The organism is Paenibacillus sp. FSL R5-0713 (assembly GCF_037973325.1).
Taxonomy (GTDB): domain Bacteria; phylum Bacillota; class Bacilli; order Paenibacillales; family Paenibacillaceae; genus Paenibacillus.
In genome coordinates this window covers 3,074,377-3,092,371 of the sequence record NZ_CP150229.1, presented here as the reverse complement: position 1 = coordinate 3,092,371, position 17,995 = coordinate 3,074,377, and the positions used below count along the sequence as shown (strand labels likewise).

The window sequence follows — 17,995 nt, the reverse complement described above, 5'->3', positions numbered from 1 at the left end:
CTCATGTCGCTTACGCGTTCATACTATTTTTTCGTAATTATGCATTCCATTCTGCTAAATGATCAAATTTAGTAGTTCTATGAAACTACTTTTTGAAGGTCAAGGTTACTATTCAAACCAAGAGGTCAAGTAGACATCTATCCTGCTGTTACCTTTTTCGTTCATCGTGCGTTTGAATCGCGGGGCTCTTCTCCGTAATCATTCGATCTAATAAATGTTAATTTGTGAACTATATATGAATAAAGTATATATTTAACAAAAACAGCATAGAAAATCCTGCAAACGTTATTGTATATATTTGGAATAAAATGTACGATTATCTTGTAACATACATTTGGCGCCAGATCAACCTTACTCTCATCCTAGGAAATGACTGTGAGGAAAGCTACTGCTCTATTGATCTTTTGTCTTTGTGACAAGTACGAACTCTACTCTATTTTAAATTTTATATACCATAAGGAGATGTTTGATTGTGAAAAAATATCAAAAAACAGCAATTGCAGCTCTTTCTTCCATGGCGATGCTTTTAGCATCTGTTCCAGCGGTATTCGCTGATGAAGCTCATACGGTAACTCCCCCTTCCTCCCAGGAAGTTCAGACACAACAACAGTCCCAAGCACAAGATATTAATATTTTTGTTCAAAATCCCATAAGAGAATATTTCAATGGAGGATACAGTACCGATATATACTTGAGTGGAAGTGTCACCTTTAGATTTAATCCTCTTACAACAGGGGAATATGTGTTTAATGTTGAAGATATGAGTGGAAATCTGAAGGGAAGTGGAAGAGTAATCGTGTCTGATTTTGGAACGAAAAGCATTACACTTGGTAACTTGTATGGTTATCATAAAATTGTAGCTTACTCACCAAATAGTTATGGTGGAAGCTATGACATTTACTACTAATGCTTGATAGTAACAGATATCACAGCTATGTATAAAAAGTTCAAACCCCATGGCTCTCATGAGTCATGGGGTTATTTTATAATTTTGAAAGAAACGATTGAGTCGGCCCCAGATCAAAATGTATATCGCATCATGTAATGTTTACGCCACCACTAGCATAACCAACAACGGTATTCACAAGGCTGAGTCCAGTTGCCGTCGCGGAGAATACGAGCAGAAGACGTGTCTCTGCTGTCACCGGTATCGCCAATCCGGTTGTTATGCCATTGGAGATGCTTCCCAAAGCAATAATACCTGTGAGTGGCGGCGCCAGTGTAACGATGGCCCCTGGTACCGCAGTGAATGCATTATCCGGAGTAGGTGAACTGAATAATTGCGCGGTGATGGTCACCGTTGAACCGACCAAGGCCAAGGCTGCTGTGGTACTAAAATAGGCCGCGATGGAAGTGATCACGCCATCACGTGGGGCAGAGAACGCAAAGTTAATGAGTGGGCCGACAACCGTCCCCGTCAAATCAATCGTGCCACCCAGAATGCTGACTCCGGTTGCCGAGCTTCCGAAACCGATGAGACTTGTCGTTCCTACCAGTCCACCAGCAATGGTTGTCAATATGGCAGGTCCGCCAGAAGCAAACGGTATAATAGCTCCAGAACCCGTAGCGCCTGTTACGCCAGTGCTGCCAGTTACTCCCGTAATCCCGGTTGCGCCGGTCAGTCCCGTATCACCTGTGGCACCTGTAGCCCCGGTTACTCCCGCAATTCCGGCTGCACCCGTATCACCTGTCACTCCCGTGGCACCCGCTACACCAGGATCACCTGTTGCTCCTGTAACACCTGCTGCACCAACAGCTCCAGTACTCCCCGTTGCACCTGTCGCTCCTGTTGCACCACCCGCAGGGCCTGCCACACCCGTTGCGCCGGTAGCTCCCGTGACACCTGCTGTTCCCGGTGTACCAGCAGGTCCTGCACTACCTTGAGGTCCGGCAGCGCCTGCCGGGCCTTGTGGTCCAGGTACGCCTTGAGGACCCGCAGGCCCTGCAGGTCCAGCCGGACCTTGACTCCCAATGTTTCTTAGCCCTGTAGTAATAGCCAATTCAGTTGCCCGAATCAAAATGACCAGTTGATCTTTTTCAGCCGAATCGATATTCCCCTGTAAAATAACAGAGAGCAGCACATCCAGCAATTGTTGCAAATTGGTCGCCACACTAATTGGAGAGAATGGAACAGCCTCTGCAGATACAATTGTGAGCTCCAAGACTGCTTCGAGGTCTGCGCGGGTTCCCTTTTTCAAATCCGAGTGATGAATCAGGGCCAGTAATTTACGCAACACCTCGATCAGAAGCGAAACATTGTGTGAAGTCGGATTGGCAAAAACCTGTACAATGGCTCCTTTCAACTCGCCAATCAGCTTGAAAAGCAATTCAGCTTCGATTTCAAAGCACTTGTGATGTTCCTCTCCTCCTCTATTTTTCTTAAATATGTTTCCACCAAATTTTATACGTTTTTTTGGCTTCATCTGACGGAATCGCCTCCTTAGTGAGTCCGAGTAAACATACCCATAACGCCATTGTGCTTCCGCGATATTGTGCAGCTGAGATTACTTCATACCAAGTCTGTTTGAGCCATACTGACAGCACTTACGTGAATTATATTCGCAATATGAACTGAATATCTCTCCCCAGGGATGGACATACATCCTTACTTTGCAGTGTTTAGACTGAATTTGACACATTCGACGAAACGGTCATGTATTGATTTGATAAGAGCAAGATTTTTAGCAAACCTGTGCGAATGTACGATCCCCTTGTTTGTTCCTTTAATATATTAGCTAGATACTATTCGATTTTTTCAATCCGAGGGAGGGGGATCACTGGACATGAGCAGGCAAGTAATTATTAATGCAGACGACTTTGGATTGTCACCTGCCATTAACGAAGGCATTATTAAAGCTTATCAATCAGGAGGAATTACGAGTACTTCGATGATGGTCAATATGCCTGGCTTTGATCATGCAGTGCATGCTGCACAGTCGCTACCTGATTTCGGGATCGGTTTGCATTTCAACCTCACCTACGGATGCCCTGTTTGCGATCCGGGAAGCGTATCTTCTTTAGTGAAAAAAGATGGTTCTTTTCATAACGGAAATAGTGTATATGTACGAGATCCCGCTGATATCATCAAAGAACTTGATGCACAATGGAATCGGTTTATAGAAGCTTTCCGTTACCCTACACATTTGGATGCCCATCATTTGCTGCATCAGAACGATCCCATGATATATCAAATTATGGCAGAAAAAGCCATTCGGGAAAATGTACCACTCCGCAAATCTCAGATCGTTCATTCCATTCCCCAAGCGCCTGTCCCCCGAATGACCGAGATGATATTGTTGGATACTTATGGAGACAATGAAGGCTTGCAGCGACTGCTTCATCATTTGTTTACGCTGCAAGAAGGAACCACTGAGATTGTATGTCACCCCGGCTATGTGGATGATATTCTGCTTGGGATTTCGGAATGGACGGACATTCGTGAGCGGGAACTTGCCGTGTTCATGAACGAGGAAATTCCCCGTACGATGCGGGCATTGAATATCTTGCCTGTTAACTACACAGCGTTGAAAAAATCACCGGAGGAACCATGTGAACTCCCCATACGTCCATCAACACCAGAACCCATAAATAAGAAAACTTCCCGTCACAACCCGAATCGTGCAGTTAAACGCAAACGAAAAACACCTCGATTATTCAAAAAACGAGGTATCAAGTCTCGCCTGTCTACCGCTCGAACCCGGAGAAGAGTGTAAGTCATTGCAGAATATTGATTATTACTGCAAAAGTTAAACAACCCAAAGAGCGCTATCCAATGAGAACAATACTCCTGGATGCGCCCTTTTAATAATAACCGTATTGAGAATGATCTTTGAGATTAATCCAATTCAATTTTGAAAACAATCGGTGCATTACTCTTCACAGTTGTCGTTGTGATTGTCAGTGCGTCCGTAGTTCTCTCCCATTGCGGTTTTTCTTCGTATCCAAGTACCTGAATGTCTTGAATAACGCCTTGGAAATGATGAGAACCTTCCTTCAGCGATTTAATGTGAATCACTCCGTTATCCGGGTAGGCAAGAACCGTGGCATACAGACTGCTTTCTTTTATCGTAAACCGTATATCTTCACTCGTAAACGCCTTGGTATCCCCATCCGTAAATTGCCCTTCCTTCACCTCGGTTGGACCCTCTCCAAACGTACGCCAGAATGTCGTGTCATAGATCGCTTCTCCATTCACTTCAAGCCACTTGCCGATGCTCAGCAAAATGTCGCGATCTTCATCGGGTATACTGCCGTCTGCTTTGGGGCCAATGTTCAGCAGAAGATTTCCATTCTTGCTTACAATATCAACGAGATCCCGAATGATCTCCTCGGCCGTTTTATAGTTATTATTTTCCGTATAACACCATGAGTTTTTAGCGACAGCCGTATCCGTTTGCCAGAAATAAGGCTTGAGATCAGCGAACTGTCCGCGCTCCACATCCGGAACGGCACTGCCAAACATATAGGCCTCATGTTTATAATTGATCGCAACAGGCTCGCCCCATTCTTCACCTTTGTTATAATAATAGGCCGCAAATTTCTTCAAATAGGGTTTGAATGCAACCGTTTGAATCCACCAATCGAAATAGAATACCTTCGGCTGATATTGATCTACCAGTTCACAGCAACGAATCAACCAGTCTTCCAGATACTCCTCGGTCGGAGGAGAACCATACAGATCATGATGATCCGGTTCTGGCATGGCAGGCCAATAGAAATCACCACGTTTCAGGGGCTCTTGAATATCTGACTCGAATTCCTTCCCGTGAGACATGAAGAACCAATGCTCCGCACGGTGGGACGATACACATAAGGTTAATCCCTGCTTCTCATATGCAACCTTCATCTCGCCCAGAATATCTCGTTTGGGGCCCATTTCATATGTGTTATAGTGAGAGATAGAGCTCTTGTACATCTGAAAACCATCATGGTGCTCAGCTACAGGCATAACATATTTGGCTCCGGCCTGTTTAAATAAAGTTGCCCATTCATCGGCATAAAACTTCTCTGCACGAAACATCGGGATGAAGTCTTTATAGCCAAAGTCTTTATGAGGTCCATACACCGCAAGGTGATGTTCATAAGCCTTGGAGCCTTGAATATACATATTTCGCGAATACCATTCGCTATCATAAGCCGGGACGGAATACAGCCCCCAGTGGATGAATATACCGAATTTCGCTTTTGGGTACCATTCTGGAACTTGGAAAGCGCTGAGCGAACTCCAGTTGTCCTTAAATTTACCGTTCGCAATTGTTGCTTCGATCTGTTGCAAATATTCCTTTTTGTCCATGAACTGTTCTCATTCCCTCCGTTATCGTCTGCACTTGTATTGTAGTGTTAAGGCCACAGGTTAAACATGCAGAACACTAACTTTTAGATGGACAATACTAACCTTGTATGGAGATGAATAACATGAACCACCAAACGTTGCTTACAAACTATCTGTCCAATCTGCAAGTTGAATTATTCATGGTCAACTATAATCGTTGCGACATCGATTGGAGAGATCTGGATTATACACCCGATTACAGCAAGTTTTATTTCATATGTGAAGGTGAAGGCTGGCTCAAGATTGGGAACGAAGAGTTTTACCCTGCGCCTAATCAGCTTATTTTAATGCCGGAAGGAATCAAACAATCCTACTCTGCCATTAATGACCGTCCTTTTCTCAAATATTGGTGTCACTTTAGTGCAAAGGTTGGAGGAATCAATTTGTTCCAAATTCTGAAATTTCCGAATAGCTGCACGTTGGATCAACCTGAGTTGATTCAGGGGATTTTCAGCAGTATCCTTGCATATGCAAAATCCGACTCAGTCTATGCCCATATGATGGCCAAGAGCAAACTGACCGAGTTACTGTCCCACTATATAATGAATCTCGATCTGGATCAGATCTCTTTTATTAACGTGCCGGTTATGGAGAAGCTATCCACCATTCTGGCTTACATTGATTCCAACATTGAAGAGAATATTTCAGTTCAGGATCTGGCCCAGATTGCCTACATGCATCCGAATTATTTCATTCGATTCTTCAAGCAGCAGATTGGCCTTCCTCCGATCCTCTACATTACTGGCAAAAAAATCGATAAAGCCAAGGAATTACTGACCTGCACCCCGAACACAATCACCGCCATCGCAGAGCATCTCGGTTTCAGTGATTTGTACTATTTCTCCAGACAGTTCAAAAAGCATACAGGGCTCACACCTACGGAGTACCGTAGACAAACAACAGTACTGACTACAAAACAGGGTTTATGAACAAGCGCAATTAAGAGAGAGTTCCCTCATTCGGAACTCCCTCCCACAGACTTGTTTCTGTTCAACAACTCTTGCTGGATTACTTTTTTGAGTTCTCTCAAATAAGCGCAACCATATTTTTGATCCGGCTCAAGATATGCCCCTTCCGCCCATTCATTCCAGGCGTTAACAAAGAGATATTCACTATTGTACACTGTCCTCGCTCTCTCCATCTGCCTCGCCAGATATATCCCAAATTTCTCTGGGGTTGACCCTAGCGTACTCTGGCCGTCAACGCCTCTTCGCGGTGTATTATCCCAATTGACAAAAGCACCTGGATAGATCAGTTCTCCGTTACGATGTGGCGTTCGTTCCAGAATGGAGGACCATACTTTGTCGTAATTCACAGCAATATGCTGCCGACCCTCAATGTTCATTTCGATCCAGATTCCATTCATATGTCCATGTGCAAACGTGTAATGTGGTTCAAATTCCATACTTGCATCAAAGATCTGATGATTAAATGTAGGGAACCCGCCAATGGTCTGCACAAAATGGATCCCTTTCAGGCCATGCTCCAGAGCCAATTCACGCCAAAACTGTATCATTTCCTCACATCGAGGAATGCTTGCTGGCCGATAGATCAGAAATAGCGGTTTATCTTCGACTCGAATATATCGTTTATCCTTAAATACGTTTACCAGATAATTAAAATGCTCTTCCCAATCATCTTGATCCCCATAATTCTGGGCCATGAGAATGTCCGATTCCTGGCCATCCCATTTTCTCGTCCATGTTTCATTGGCCCAAGACAAACAAAATGGAAAATCAGGCTCTCCACTGCTCAGTATTTCATTCACCGGTTTTTCCAGCAATCGTTTGCCTTTGAACCAGTAATGATAATAACAAAATCCATAAATGCCATGCTGGTTGGCTGTTTCTGCTTGCCACTTTCGCACATCCGGATCGGAAAGATCATAATATTTCCCCTGAAATGGCTGGTTCGGCTGATGATGACCCGAATATAGGGGAGTGGCTTTTTTTACATTGGTCCATTCAGTAAAACCTTCCCCCCACCAACGGTCATTCTCCTCAATCCGGTGAAACTGGGGTAGATGCAGAGCAATTACCTTCAATCAGAACGCCTCCAATGGAGCAACATGATACAGCATATACCCGAGATTCTTGATGGTTATATAAAAATGATATCCAATAGTCGCAGTGTTTTTTGCAGATGGGATTGATTGTATTTCATGTATGCCAGAGCATGGCTAGCGGCCAGTCTTCTTGCATCAATATTCTGCCAGTAATATTCAAACTTCTGAATGAGTTCTTCACCGGAAGTGTATTGCTGAAAGATACCAAGGTCTACCATGTTACTCTGATTCAGCGATGGCCCTATGAGCTGAAACGTCCCGCATGTGGCAATTTCCATCAAATATTTGATTGATTCTCCACTATGAATGACCAGTTTGCTTCCGTTATACAACATCTGACGAGCTTCATGTCTTTGAACGGGATAGAAATCCCCAAGCGGAGTCCACCCCTTCCCGTCCACCCGAACGTTTTTGTTATCCAGAAGACCCGATTTGGCAAAAGTTGTGATGATGCCATCCGGTTCTGCATCCCCGATGATATAAACATCCGATTCATACTCCGGGGGAACAGCTTGCGGACAGAAAATATGGGGATCAGGGGGCATTAATAGTTCATTAAGAGCAGAGCCTGCCAGATGCAACGGGTCGCTTATTGACCATGAATGCTGCACAAACACGTGATCAAACCATGGCAATATGGCTTCGCTCTGACTTCCATTTTGATTCGGGGACAACCAAATTGCTTTTTTGGCGGTTGATTCTTTTAAAGCTGTGATATTCTCATTCGGCAATTGTTCATCACTTCCAACAATCAGAATCAGGTCAACCTCCATAGCAGACAGACTGGCTGAAACGGATTCTATATATTTAATCTCATTTACATGCCTCACGAGATGTTTAAGGCTATGTTCAATCAGTACACAATGTGATGACATTTCCCGGTCATTACACGGTGTAATCAGAAGCACATTTAACTCCTTATAGATCACTTTGGACTTTACTCGATTAGTTGCATGTTCCTCCTGCATCATTTTCAACCATTGTTGCTTGAGATCCAACTGCTGTACTGCCATATGTTTGCGCATGGATTTGAGTTTTCTGTTCAGTACTGCATGCATCTGTCTCAGAAATAACTGGTTTGCATCGTGAACTGAACGATTCTTCTTTATAGACTTAACCTGCATTTTGGACTTCTTTCGGATAGCAAACCCTCCCGTTCCGTACGAAAACATTCTCTGGCTACAATATGCACGAAATAGTGGCATGGTTTCTTCTATTAATGGCTTCACTGGCTCATCATGTAAAACGGGCTTTATCTCGTACATATAATGTGTAGTCACCCGGGTCGGTTCAAATCTTGTCCTCATAGAATATAAGAATACTATATAGGAGATGATCTCATTGCCAACATTTGATAGTATCCTTGTCACCGGTAATCAGACCATTAATCAGGATCTGCAAGTCAATGGTAATGAAACCATTGGCGTTGATCTACAGGTCAATGGTAGCCAGACCGTAGCAGGCAGCCTCCAAATCAATGCCAGCTCCTCTATCGTTAATAATCTGGGTGTAGGCGGTGTTATTGAAGCTGGAGACAGCGTCAAGGCTACTACACAATTAATGGCACTTAATCAACCAGTGCTTCCAGTAGCTCTGCCGATTGTACAGCAGCTCAGGTATTACAATCCTGGTGTTGCAGGTCAACCCGGTCTAGTCTTAACGGGGACCGCTGGCAATCAATATATTCTGTTCGTTGATGAGAGTAGTGGAACGCCCAATCTTGCCATTCAACCTTTATAAGGTGATCCATCCACAGGTAATGTCAGCAAAAGAAGCGATGTCCATGTATTCTCCGGACGTCGCTTCTTTTGCTTTCGTTTCTGATGAAACCTATTTATAACTTCATCCATTTATCAACCTTTGATTAATACAGACAAGGCACTCTTGCTTTCCAGCTGAAACTTCATCAATGTATCGTCGCGCAGCTTAACCTGTACGTTACCCGTCCCATCTCCATCATTGAAGAGGACTAGTGCGACGGAACCGTCTACATTTTTGAAAGCCACGGAACAGATCGCATGATCACTGGACGTTGATTCAATGCGAACAGCCTTTGGACGAATCAAGGCACTAAAGTGTGCCAGGGCATAATAATCGAGTGTATACGTAAGCTCCTTCGTCTGCTGATTCACTTGCACGATACCACGGCACGTACTGCGGCCAAAACCAGGAACCGTAGGCCCATTGTTCTCGTCCAGAGCCATATTCCAAAGTACCAACGACTTGCTGTAATTGCGCAGAATCTGAATCCCCGTTCTCATCACATTCGAGAAGGCTTGTTCAAATGGCGGGATCCACTCCCCTCCTGAGCCTTCGGTGAAATGTACTTCTTTGCCTGCAAAGGCTTCGTATACCTTTGTTTGAGCAGATGCATCACCCCCATACCAGTGCCAGGCTACGCCGTCCACTGCCTCTCCCACTTGTTCCAGCACAGTAAGTGGATAGTCCGGTTGATCCCAGTTATGATCGTAACAGAGAATTTTGGTTTGAATATCGTTACGAACAAAGGCTGGTTTGAGATGGTTTTTGATAAAATCCGCTTGCGCTTCGGCTGGCATCAACATACCGGGATAATGCCCTGGTTCATAAAGCGCCTCATTCTGTGGCGTGATGGCATGGATCGGTAATCCATGCTCTCTATACCCTTGAATGTATTTCACGAAATATTCGGCATAAACAGGATACCATTCCGTATTCAATTGTCCGGTAATCATCGATCCGCTCGTTTTCATCCAGCCGGGAGCACTCCATGGTGAAGCAAACAGTTTCAGTTCAGGATTCAATGCCAACGCCTTTTGCGTTAACGGAATAACGTCCTCTTCATCATGCATAATACTGAACCGGGTTAATTCTGGATCTGTCTGCTGTTCTGGCATATCGTTATAACTGTATACCGTTCTCGCATAGTCCGAAGCGCCCATCGGGTTACGTATGACCGAGAGCCCAATACCTTTCTCAGGATGGAACAGCCGGGTCATAACCTCTTCCCGCTGCTCCTCACTCAAGATCTGGTTGATCAAATAGGCAGATGAATCCGTAAAAGAAGCACCAAATCCGTCCATCTCCTGATACGTTAGCTGATCATTCAGATGGATGGTGGTTGTCTCCAGTTCAGGGGCAAGAGGTTGCCATTGATCCGAGGACACGGATACAAATAATTCATCTTCTCCTGTGGATTTGTACATTTTGAATGTAGTCATAAGATTCTCCTTCATATTTCATATTTCATTTTTCTATTATTGAATACCTAGTTTCTCTTTGTTCAATTTCATCTTTTCACTTCGTACCTTCACAATCTCTTCCCAGCGGTTTTCACCCAAAAATGACTTGTAAGCAGCCAATGCATTGTCATACGACGCATCATCCTTGGACCGCACCATGCTGACCAGTGTCGTATTCCATTTCGTATTGATTGCTGACAACGCACGAGCTTCAGGAGTACCTTGGTCCGGACTAATGTTTTCCAGAATAAAGTGTGGTTTCAGCTTGCCTTTGCCCCACTCCTGCATCTGTTTAATCGCTTCCGGAAAAGCATCTGCACTGAGTGCTTTGTGACGATCATGGCCGAAGAACATAAACTCACCCATCCGATAATCCTTTTTGAATTGATCTGCGTTATTCAGTTGCATGTCTTTCACTGCTGGCAGTAATTCGACACTACCGTCGGCTTTGGTTTGGAAGGTCTCCCCTTCGATCCCGTAATTCATAAGTGTCTGTCCTTCTTCACTGAGCAAATATGTGAAAATTTGAATCGCCTTGGCCGGATCTTTACAATCCTTGGAGATGTAATTGATCATCCACCCGGTTATCCCGGATTGATTCAATGTCGGGGCATTGCCTTTGGTGCTCTGCGGACCATCAATTGCAATATATTCTTTGCCCGGGTTGGCACTCATGTATATTTGCAGGTTTCCTCCTTGTTGAGGTGTACCGTCAAGCAGCATGGTCGCGTATTTACCAGACTTTACTTTTTCCTCAAAAGCCGTTCCATCATCAGCAAAACTGTCATCACTGATATTGCCATCTCTGTACACGGTGTTCAATGTCTTCAACCACGTGAGGTAATCTTCATCCAGATTACGATCGTAGAATTCTCCCGATTCGGTCTCCAGCGGGACGCCGATGAAATCTTGCAATGTATCCCCGAGTGAACCTGTTCCTTCACCAATGGAGTTGAATCCAAACGGAATCAGCGCAGGAAACTCCTGCTTAATTCGTTTCATCACACTCTGGAATTCCTCTGGCGTTCCAATGACCGGACTACCCAAAGCTTCGTAAACATCCTTACGAATGATAAATGCCGTTTTGGCAGGAATGTTACCGCTATCATAATCCTCCTGTGTATTGGAATAGTTCGGATAACCATAGGTTTTGCCATCCGCCAATTGGAACCAGTTCAATGTATCGGCAGCCGCAACTTTATTAAAATAAGGATCATATTTCTCCGCCAGATCGTTCAGCGGCATAGCCCAGGTAGCGGCTTTTTGTACCACTGGAGAATTGGAGTCAAATACCGTTAGCAGGTCAGGCATATCTCCGCCGGCGAAAAAGGTATTTAACTTGGTATCATCACCCGTGATGAATTTAATATTGATGTTCAGATCCTCTTTAATTTTCTTCGTGACAATGTCCTTGCCAAAATCGGTGTTCCACCAGTCCGCATTGACGTACCACGTCAGGTCTGTAGCTTCTTCCTTTTTATCCAACTGCCAAGCCGGCTTTTCCGGGTCTACCGTATACCGATCTTCAATGGATACCCAATTCCCTTCACTTGAGCCCCCAGATCCACCGCTGCAACCTGTTATCATAATCACTGCTGCAAGTAATGTCGCGAACAATGTAATCCCTTTTTTTCCTGATGCCTTGTTCAACTTCAACATGTTTTTGTTCCTCCTCATATTGGGGTATTTGTTTCTTCTATTCCTTGACCGCACCCAGCATCATTCCCGAGATAAAGTATCTCTGAACAATGGGATAGATCAGTACGATAGGTAATGTAGTTATGACAATGGTAGCCAACTGCACGCCTTTGGTCGTTGTTTCGATCACAGCCGAACCCCCAACATTTTGCATGGATTGGGTCTGGGACTGAACGATAATCTCATACAGCATCATCTGAAGTGGATACAGTGACTGATCGGTAATGTATAACTTGGTTGTCATGAAGTCGTTCCATTGCCCCACCCCATTAAATAGCGCAATTGTAGCCATGGCAGGCATGGAGAGTGGAATGAATATTTTCAGGAAAATATGCCAATCCCCTGCGCCGTCAATCTTAGCCGACTCCTCCAGAGAATCCGGGACATTTCGGAAGAAATTCATCAGAATCACGACATCATAGAAACTGAATAACGCCGGAATAATGTACACCCAGAAGCTGTTTAACAATCCAAGGGATTTGATTAATAGGTATGTCGGGATCATGCCGCCCGAGAAGAACATTGTAATAACACCCATGGCAACGTATAATTTACGGCCTCTTATGTACTTTTTGCTCAGACCGTAACCAACCATGGCACAGAAGAACACATGTGTAACAACACCAATCGTTGTTTTGGACACCGATATGAAGAAAGCCTGCCATATGCCTTGATCGTTGAATACTGCTCTGTAATTCTCTAGCGAGAATTCCGGTGACCAGAAGATGAATCCACCTTCCGCCAACGCTTTGCCTGAGCTAAAGGAAGAGATAATGACATTCCAGAGCGGAACCAAAATAACGATCGTACAGATGATTAACAAAATCATATTTAAGGTATCAAAGATCCGACTATCGAGATCTTCTTTTGCCACCTTTCCATTCACGTGGGATGCCTCCTTCTACAACACAGATTGATTATCATTTAATTTGCTGGTAATTTTGTTCGCCGTGACGAGCAGAATGACAGAGATGATTGAGACACCCAAGCCAACGGCCGTGGCATATGAAAAGTCACCCTGAGACATCCCCATACGATACACGTATGAATTGATGACTTCCGCTTTATCGCGGTTTTGGGAGTTCATGAGAACCAGAGTCTGATCCAGATTCGACCCCAATAAACCGCTTACAGTTAGAATCAGATTCAGGCTGATAATGGATCTCATATTAGGTAAAGTGATATTCCATATCTGTCTGAGACGGCTTGCACCATCGATTTTGGCAGCTTCATAATACGTAGGATCAATCTTCGCCATAATCGCCAGATACAGAATCGTTCCCCAGCCTGCCTCTTTCCAAATATCCGATAAGGTAGCAATCCACCAATACTTGCCTGCATCCAGCAAAATGTTCTGCGGTTGCGATATCACTCCAAGACTAAGCAACAACTGGTTAAATAAGCCCGTTGTTGAAAACCAGGTGATCAGCATTCCCCCGAGTACGATCCAGGACAAAAAGTGGGGTAAATATGAAACCGTTTGCACAAACTTTTTGAAGCGTCCGCTGTTTAACTCATAGATCATGATCGCAAGAATAATCGGAATGACAAAGCCGATCCCCAGTTTCAAAAAGCTGATCCCCAGTGTATTCACAACTGCATCCCAGAAATATTTGTCAGACAAAATGATTCTGAAGTTATCCAGTCCTACCCATGGAGCCGTAGCAAGCGTATCAATGACCGTGTAATTTTTGAAGGCAATCGTCAATCCGTAGATCGGGATATAACAGAAAATAATCATAAATATAATGCCAGGGATAATCATGGATTGAATCTCCCATTGTCTTCGATAATCCACTATGAATTCTTTGATCCGTTGCCCGATGGGCTTCTTTCCGTTAGGACCGATCGTTTGTTTACCGGTTGAAGTTTCTACGGCTAATTTATCCACGTTTTTGTTCTCCCCTCCGCCTTACGTTTATTATAAAAACGTTTTTATTTTTCGCCATAAAAACCCCCTTTGTTTGTATTTATGTAAAAAAAGACCGGAGAAGCAGCTGAGTCAACTTATGTACGATAGTCTTTCCGGTCGATCTTCACATGACTTGAACCTCTAACCACCAGTTCACCCGCCAATTTTTGCGCTGCCCCTTGTTCTTTCTCCTTGATCATGCCTACCAGTTGATTGATGGCCAGGATACCCTGTCTTGCAATCTGATTTCTTACCGTTGTGAGCGGTGGAGAAAAATACTGTGCGATATCAATATCATCGAAACCTACGACACTAACATCCTGAGGCACTTCAAAGCCCTCGGACTTCAACGCATGCATACAGCCAATTGCACTCAAGTCATTCCCTGCAAGAAATGCATCCGGCCGCTTGCCGGGATGCAAATGAAGAAAAGATTTTATAGCACTATATGTGCTATCCTCTTCAAAATACCCCTGTATAATGTAATCTTCATCGATTGGAAGCTGGTATTCATGCAGAGCAGCCAGATAGCCATCTCTACGTTGCACACTATCGAACATCGTGTCCACACCGGATATATAAGCAATTTTCTTGTGCCCCAGCCCAATCAAATACTTGGTTGCTTCGTAAGCAGCCACATACGAGTCAAAAATGACACTTCCCATCGTATCGCTCTGATAGACCCGATCCAGAAAAACAGCCTTGATCTTGTCTTTCTCCATGGCGATAATATCTTGCTCATCGTTCCGAAGCTCTTCGTATATAATGACACCATCCACCCGCCGACCCAGAATATTACTCATAATAACGTGTTTATCCTTGGTCACAAATACATTCAAACCATACCCAAGACGATCACATTCGCGAGACATCGATTCAACCAGCTTATAGAAATACGGGCCCGATACACTTGTAGTGAAAAAACCGAGCATTTTGGTTTGGCCGGACTTCAACAGCTTGCCATTCAGGTTGGGCACATAATTCAATCGCTCTGCCACTTTGAGGACATGTGATTTCGTCTCCGGGTTTAAGACATCTACACCATTTAAAGCGTTGGAGACGGTAGATATGGATACGCCAGCTTCCCTTGCTACATCTTTAATCGTTATTTTTGCCATAATTTTTGTTCCTTTGCTATAAAAACGTTTTTATAATGTTTAAATTATCATAAAACCGTTTTCATGGCAACACTTTAATTTTCGAGCACAAAAAACGGCTCACGTATGAGCCGCCGTTCCTGAAGCTTTCGCTTTCTATTCCCCATCCTGGTTATACATGGAGTAAATCTGTTGCAGCTGCTCTTCCAGACGTTCCAAGCGCACAAAACGATCCGCTCGAATATATTCCTTCTGCTCCACAATCATGATCATTGTTGGAACGGTAAAAATAAGAAACCTGGAAGCGACTTCTTCCACTACGTTAGCATCAATGTGCCCCAAATATATGGATGGATAAGGTTCAAGCAACGCCCTGATCTTCGGAAGTAAAGCGTGACATACATTGCACTCCGGACGAGATACATACAAAAAAACGAATTCATGTTGCTGAATAGCCTCTTCAACCATTTCTATGGATGTTAATTCATGAATATCTTTCACAGAAACTCAACCCTTTCCATCATTCAATGGCTTTCTTAGTTAAAATTTTTTCTTTTCAAGTATAGCCTATGTGCGTTACAATTAAATGGAATATATCCCCATAAGAAAGAGGTTATGGTATGAAAAAATCATTCTTATTTCTGTTCACTGCCCTAGTTGTTGTTACTTCCTTCTCGGCCTATGCACCTGTGTCCAATGCCTCTGGCGATGTTGGAGTAAGCCTGTTGTCCGATCGTCAAACAGGTGTAGTGAAATAAAACTCGATAGAACTCAGCAGGCGACCTCTTCGGATAACATCCGTAACTGGGTCGCCTGCTTTGATTTGTATTTTATTGATTTTGCCTCTTTTATTACATATTAATTCCAATCTCTCTTTCGAAGATAAGATTCAAATACAAAAGTTCCAAATGGCAGAAGACCGGCCACTCCACCCATCAGCCAGCGCGTAATCTTCCACTTTTTGACCACAGCCAGATGCACTAGCGCAATAAGGTACAAAGGAAACAAAATACCATGAATCATGCCCATTACGGCTACAGCGGAAGAGATATCTGCAAAATATTTCAGAGGCATAGCAATAAAAATTAATAGCAGTAATGATACACCCTCCCATATGCCCGCAATTCTGAATCGGCCTGTCACTGTTTTCATAAGGTCCATTCTCACCTTTCCCGCTAATCGTTTGTGAAATATGTAACTTGTAACATGATACGAAAACTTCACGCCACATCTCCGTACAGATATGTTGTTCTGAAGCTTATCCTCAGTATAACGTATGAGGTTAATTCGAAAATGCTTCAAATTTGAATAATTATTGAATCCACAAAACCCGATTCCCCCATCAGGTTCAGGTCTTACGGATTCAAGTTGTCTCACGCTCAATCAGCTGGTATGTCAGCTTCTCGGTTTTCAGCTCTGTTTTACCCAATACAGCCCATAATTGGTGAAATGCTTGGGTGGCTTGCTCTGCGATCGGATTGTGTATGGTCGTGATTCCGAGAACACGGGAAAGCTCAATATCATCAAACCCCACAATGGCGAGTTGTTCCGGTACCTGGATATTTCGTCTACGTGCTTCACTCAGAATGCCGATGGCTGCATAATCATTCGAACATAATACAGCTTGTGGAAGTTCTGGCCCCTCTGCCATTCTGCACATCGCTTCTTCGCCATCTGTGGAGCTGAATACAGAATATTGATACGCTTCAGACCACACAGGTAACCCTTTGCTCTTCATATAAGATTCATAAGCTTCACGGCGGCTCTGGGTATTCAAACTTTCAGCCCTGCCAAATGCATTTGCAATTCGAGTGTATCCTCTCGAAACCAGATGCTCCAGAGCTAACGTATACCCTTCTGCCTGATCCATCGCGACAGACGGAATCTCGTCATTCCCCATTCGCTGCCAGGAGACAATGGGACCATACTCACAATATGCTTTCAACTTGCGAGGGTCATTGACACAAGCGATAATCACCAGCCCATCGACTCGTTTACTGCGCAGATCTTCGAACGCTTGCAATTCAATCTCCGGATCTCCACGGGATGTATAGATAATCGTCTGAAATCCAAAATCCATAGCTGTATCAATGAATTGATTCATGAATGTAAGAATGATCTCTCCTGTGGTAGAGGTCACAATTCCAATCTGCTTCGTTTGCCCTGTTGATAACGATATCGCATTTCGGTTGGGAATATAATTCAACTGTTTCATAATATCCGTGATGATCTGCCTTGCTTTATCACTAACATGCGGAGAATGATTAATCACGCGTGACACTGTCGCTTTTGAGTAACCGGACCGCTTCATAATTTCATCAAACTTGGACATCGGAGACTCCTTTCTTGCTAACGAACGATATTAGTTCAACCAAGATTATTTACACTGGAACTTCGATGACAGAACAACCTTCCGATCGCTGTTATCCCCAGATTTTTTTTAATTCCCCTTATCTAAACGGGAAAATCCGGGGATAAAGGCGACCGCTTCGCTTCTTCTGGTTATTTCTGTCCTCTCCGTTTTCGTGTAAATTTTAGTTGAACTTACTTCGAATAATAGTATGCCTCAGATTGGGATCAAAAGTAAAACTTGACGTGTAACCCGTTACAACGTTTAAGCTTTTTTATGTCATACATGGATCACCTTAAAGTGCGTGTTCAAAAAGATCG

At 43.8% G+C, this 17,995-nt stretch carries 17 protein-coding genes; 5 read left to right on the top strand and 12 right to left on the bottom strand.

From position 1 onward, the window contains the following. Positions 1-472: 472 nt before the first annotated feature. Complete coding sequence (locus MKZ12_RS13920; protein ID WP_339260955.1) at positions 473-907, top strand: hypothetical protein; 435 nt, start codon at positions 473-475, stop codon at positions 905-907. 130 nt (positions 908-1,037) lie between these two features. Here the strand turns inward: MKZ12_RS13920 and MKZ12_RS13915 are convergent, their stop codons facing one another. Further along, positions 1,038-2,423: an exosporium glycoprotein BclB-related protein gene (locus MKZ12_RS13915; RefSeq protein WP_339260953.1), complete on the bottom strand. Its 1,386-nt coding sequence runs from the start codon at positions 2,421-2,423 to the stop codon at positions 1,038-1,040. Positions 2,424-2,783: 360 nt separating this feature from the next. On the opposite strand from MKZ12_RS13915, the gene MKZ12_RS13910 reads away from it, so the two are divergent. Next, a complete protein-coding gene (locus MKZ12_RS13910) occupies positions 2,784-3,713 on the top strand; it encodes a ChbG/HpnK family deacetylase (protein WP_339260951.1) in 930 nt (309 codons plus the stop codon). A gap of 122 nt (positions 3,714-3,835) precedes the next feature. Here MKZ12_RS13910 and MKZ12_RS13905 read toward each other — a convergent pair whose 3' ends face one another. Continuing rightward, positions 3,836-5,293 carry an alpha-L-fucosidase gene (locus MKZ12_RS13905; RefSeq protein ID WP_339260949.1) on the bottom strand — a complete coding sequence of 486 codons (1,458 nt, stop codon included), beginning with the start codon at positions 5,291-5,293 and terminating at the stop codon, positions 3,836-3,838. 122 nt (positions 5,294-5,415) lie between these two features. On the opposite strand from MKZ12_RS13905, the gene MKZ12_RS13900 reads away from it, so the two are divergent. Further along, on the top strand, positions 5,416-6,261 hold the full coding sequence (locus tag MKZ12_RS13900; RefSeq protein WP_339260947.1) for an AraC family transcriptional regulator: 846 nt from the start codon (positions 5,416-5,418) through the stop codon (positions 6,259-6,261). Positions 6,262-6,287: 26 nt separating this feature from the next. Here MKZ12_RS13900 and MKZ12_RS13895 read toward each other — a convergent pair whose 3' ends face one another. Next, entirely contained in the window at positions 6,288-7,376 is a 1,089-nt protein-coding gene (locus MKZ12_RS13895) for a glycoside hydrolase family 99-like domain-containing protein (protein ID WP_339260945.1), read from the bottom strand. 56 nt (positions 7,377-7,432) lie between these two features. Further along, complete coding sequence (locus MKZ12_RS13890) at positions 7,433-8,422, bottom strand: hypothetical protein (RefSeq protein ID WP_339260943.1); 990 nt, start codon at positions 8,420-8,422, stop codon at positions 7,433-7,435. Between the two features lie 307 nt (positions 8,423-8,729). Here MKZ12_RS13890 and MKZ12_RS13885 point away from each other — a divergent pair, with 307 nt between their 5' ends. Further along, complete coding sequence (locus tag MKZ12_RS13885) at positions 8,730-9,137, top strand: hypothetical protein (RefSeq protein WP_244660886.1); 408 nt, start codon at positions 8,730-8,732, stop codon at positions 9,135-9,137. Positions 9,138-9,250: 113 nt separating this feature from the next. Here MKZ12_RS13885 and MKZ12_RS13880 read toward each other — a convergent pair whose 3' ends face one another. The 6 genes from MKZ12_RS13880 to MKZ12_RS13855 all read right to left on the bottom strand — a co-directional run bounded on the left by MKZ12_RS13880 (position 9,251) and on the right by MKZ12_RS13855 (position 15,826). Further along, a complete protein-coding gene (locus tag MKZ12_RS13880; protein ID WP_339260941.1) occupies positions 9,251-10,597 on the bottom strand; it encodes a glycoside hydrolase family 30 beta sandwich domain-containing protein in 1,347 nt (448 codons plus the stop codon). 36 nt (positions 10,598-10,633) lie between these two features. Next, positions 10,634-12,277: a sugar ABC transporter substrate-binding protein gene (locus MKZ12_RS13875; RefSeq protein ID WP_339242370.1), complete on the bottom strand. Its 1,644-nt coding sequence runs from the start codon at positions 12,275-12,277 to the stop codon at positions 10,634-10,636. Between the two features lie 37 nt (positions 12,278-12,314). Then, complete coding sequence (locus MKZ12_RS13870; protein WP_017688674.1) at positions 12,315-13,202, bottom strand: carbohydrate ABC transporter permease; 888 nt, start codon at positions 13,200-13,202, stop codon at positions 12,315-12,317. Positions 13,203-13,217: 15 nt separating this feature from the next. Beyond that, complete coding sequence (locus tag MKZ12_RS13865) at positions 13,218-14,207, bottom strand: ABC transporter permease subunit (RefSeq protein WP_339260939.1); 990 nt, start codon at positions 14,205-14,207, stop codon at positions 13,218-13,220. Positions 14,208-14,323: 116 nt separating this feature from the next. After that, complete coding sequence (locus MKZ12_RS13860) at positions 14,324-15,346, bottom strand: LacI family DNA-binding transcriptional regulator (RefSeq protein WP_339260937.1); 1,023 nt, start codon at positions 15,344-15,346, stop codon at positions 14,324-14,326. Between the two features lie 135 nt (positions 15,347-15,481). Then, on the bottom strand, positions 15,482-15,826 hold the full coding sequence (locus tag MKZ12_RS13855) for a thioredoxin family protein (protein ID WP_339260935.1): 345 nt from the start codon (positions 15,824-15,826) through the stop codon (positions 15,482-15,484). Between the two features lie 119 nt (positions 15,827-15,945). Here MKZ12_RS13855 and MKZ12_RS13850 point away from each other — a divergent pair, with 119 nt between their 5' ends. Then, entirely contained in the window at positions 15,946-16,083 is a 138-nt protein-coding gene (locus MKZ12_RS13850) for a hypothetical protein (RefSeq protein ID WP_339242363.1), read from the top strand. Positions 16,084-16,183: 100 nt separating this feature from the next. Here the strand turns inward: MKZ12_RS13850 and MKZ12_RS13845 are convergent, their stop codons facing one another. Both MKZ12_RS13845 and MKZ12_RS13840 read right to left on the bottom strand, forming a co-directional pair. Then, complete coding sequence (locus tag MKZ12_RS13845; RefSeq protein ID WP_339242362.1) at positions 16,184-16,477, bottom strand: DUF3817 domain-containing protein; 294 nt, start codon at positions 16,475-16,477, stop codon at positions 16,184-16,186. Between the two features lie 211 nt (positions 16,478-16,688). Continuing rightward, positions 16,689-17,657, bottom strand: coding sequence for a LacI family DNA-binding transcriptional regulator (locus MKZ12_RS13840; protein WP_339260933.1), 969 nt, complete (start codon positions 17,655-17,657; stop codon positions 16,689-16,691). Positions 17,658-17,995 lie beyond the last annotated feature (338 nt).

Excerpts from the sequence above, each read along its gene's own strand:
- MKZ12_RS13850 (WP_339242363.1), top strand. The coding sequence starts at position 15,946 with ATGAAAAAATCATTCTTATTTCTGTTCACTGCCCTAGTTGTTGTTACT.
- MKZ12_RS13910 (WP_339260951.1), top strand. The coding sequence starts at position 2,784 with ATGAGCAGGCAAGTAATTATTAATGCAGACGACTTTGGATTGTCACCT.
- MKZ12_RS13840 (WP_339260933.1), bottom strand. The coding sequence starts at position 17,657 with ATGTCCAAGTTTGATGAAATTATGAAGCGGTCCGGTTACTCAAAAGCG.
- MKZ12_RS13845 (WP_339242362.1), bottom strand. The coding sequence starts at position 16,477 with ATGAAAACAGTGACAGGCCGATTCAGAATTGCGGGCATATGGGAGGGT.
- MKZ12_RS13860 (WP_339260937.1), bottom strand. The coding sequence starts at position 15,346 with ATGGCAAAAATAACGATTAAAGATGTAGCAAGGGAAGCTGGCGTATCC.
- MKZ12_RS13885 (WP_244660886.1), top strand. The coding sequence starts at position 8,730 with ATGATCTCATTGCCAACATTTGATAGTATCCTTGTCACCGGTAATCAG.
- MKZ12_RS13880 (WP_339260941.1), bottom strand. The coding sequence starts at position 10,597 with ATGACTACATTCAAAATGTACAAATCCACAGGAGAAGATGAATTATTT.
- MKZ12_RS13915 (WP_339260953.1), bottom strand. The coding sequence starts at position 2,423 with ATGAAGCCAAAAAAACGTATAAAATTTGGTGGAAACATATTTAAGAAA.
- MKZ12_RS13875 (WP_339242370.1), bottom strand. The coding sequence starts at position 12,277 with ATGTTGAAGTTGAACAAGGCATCAGGAAAAAAAGGGATTACATTGTTC.
- MKZ12_RS13905 (WP_339260949.1), bottom strand. The coding sequence starts at position 5,293 with ATGGACAAAAAGGAATATTTGCAACAGATCGAAGCAACAATTGCGAAC.
- MKZ12_RS13900 (WP_339260947.1), top strand. The coding sequence starts at position 5,416 with ATGAACCACCAAACGTTGCTTACAAACTATCTGTCCAATCTGCAAGTT.
- MKZ12_RS13890 (WP_339260943.1), bottom strand. The coding sequence starts at position 8,422 with ATGCGCAAACATATGGCAGTACAGCAGTTGGATCTCAAGCAACAATGG.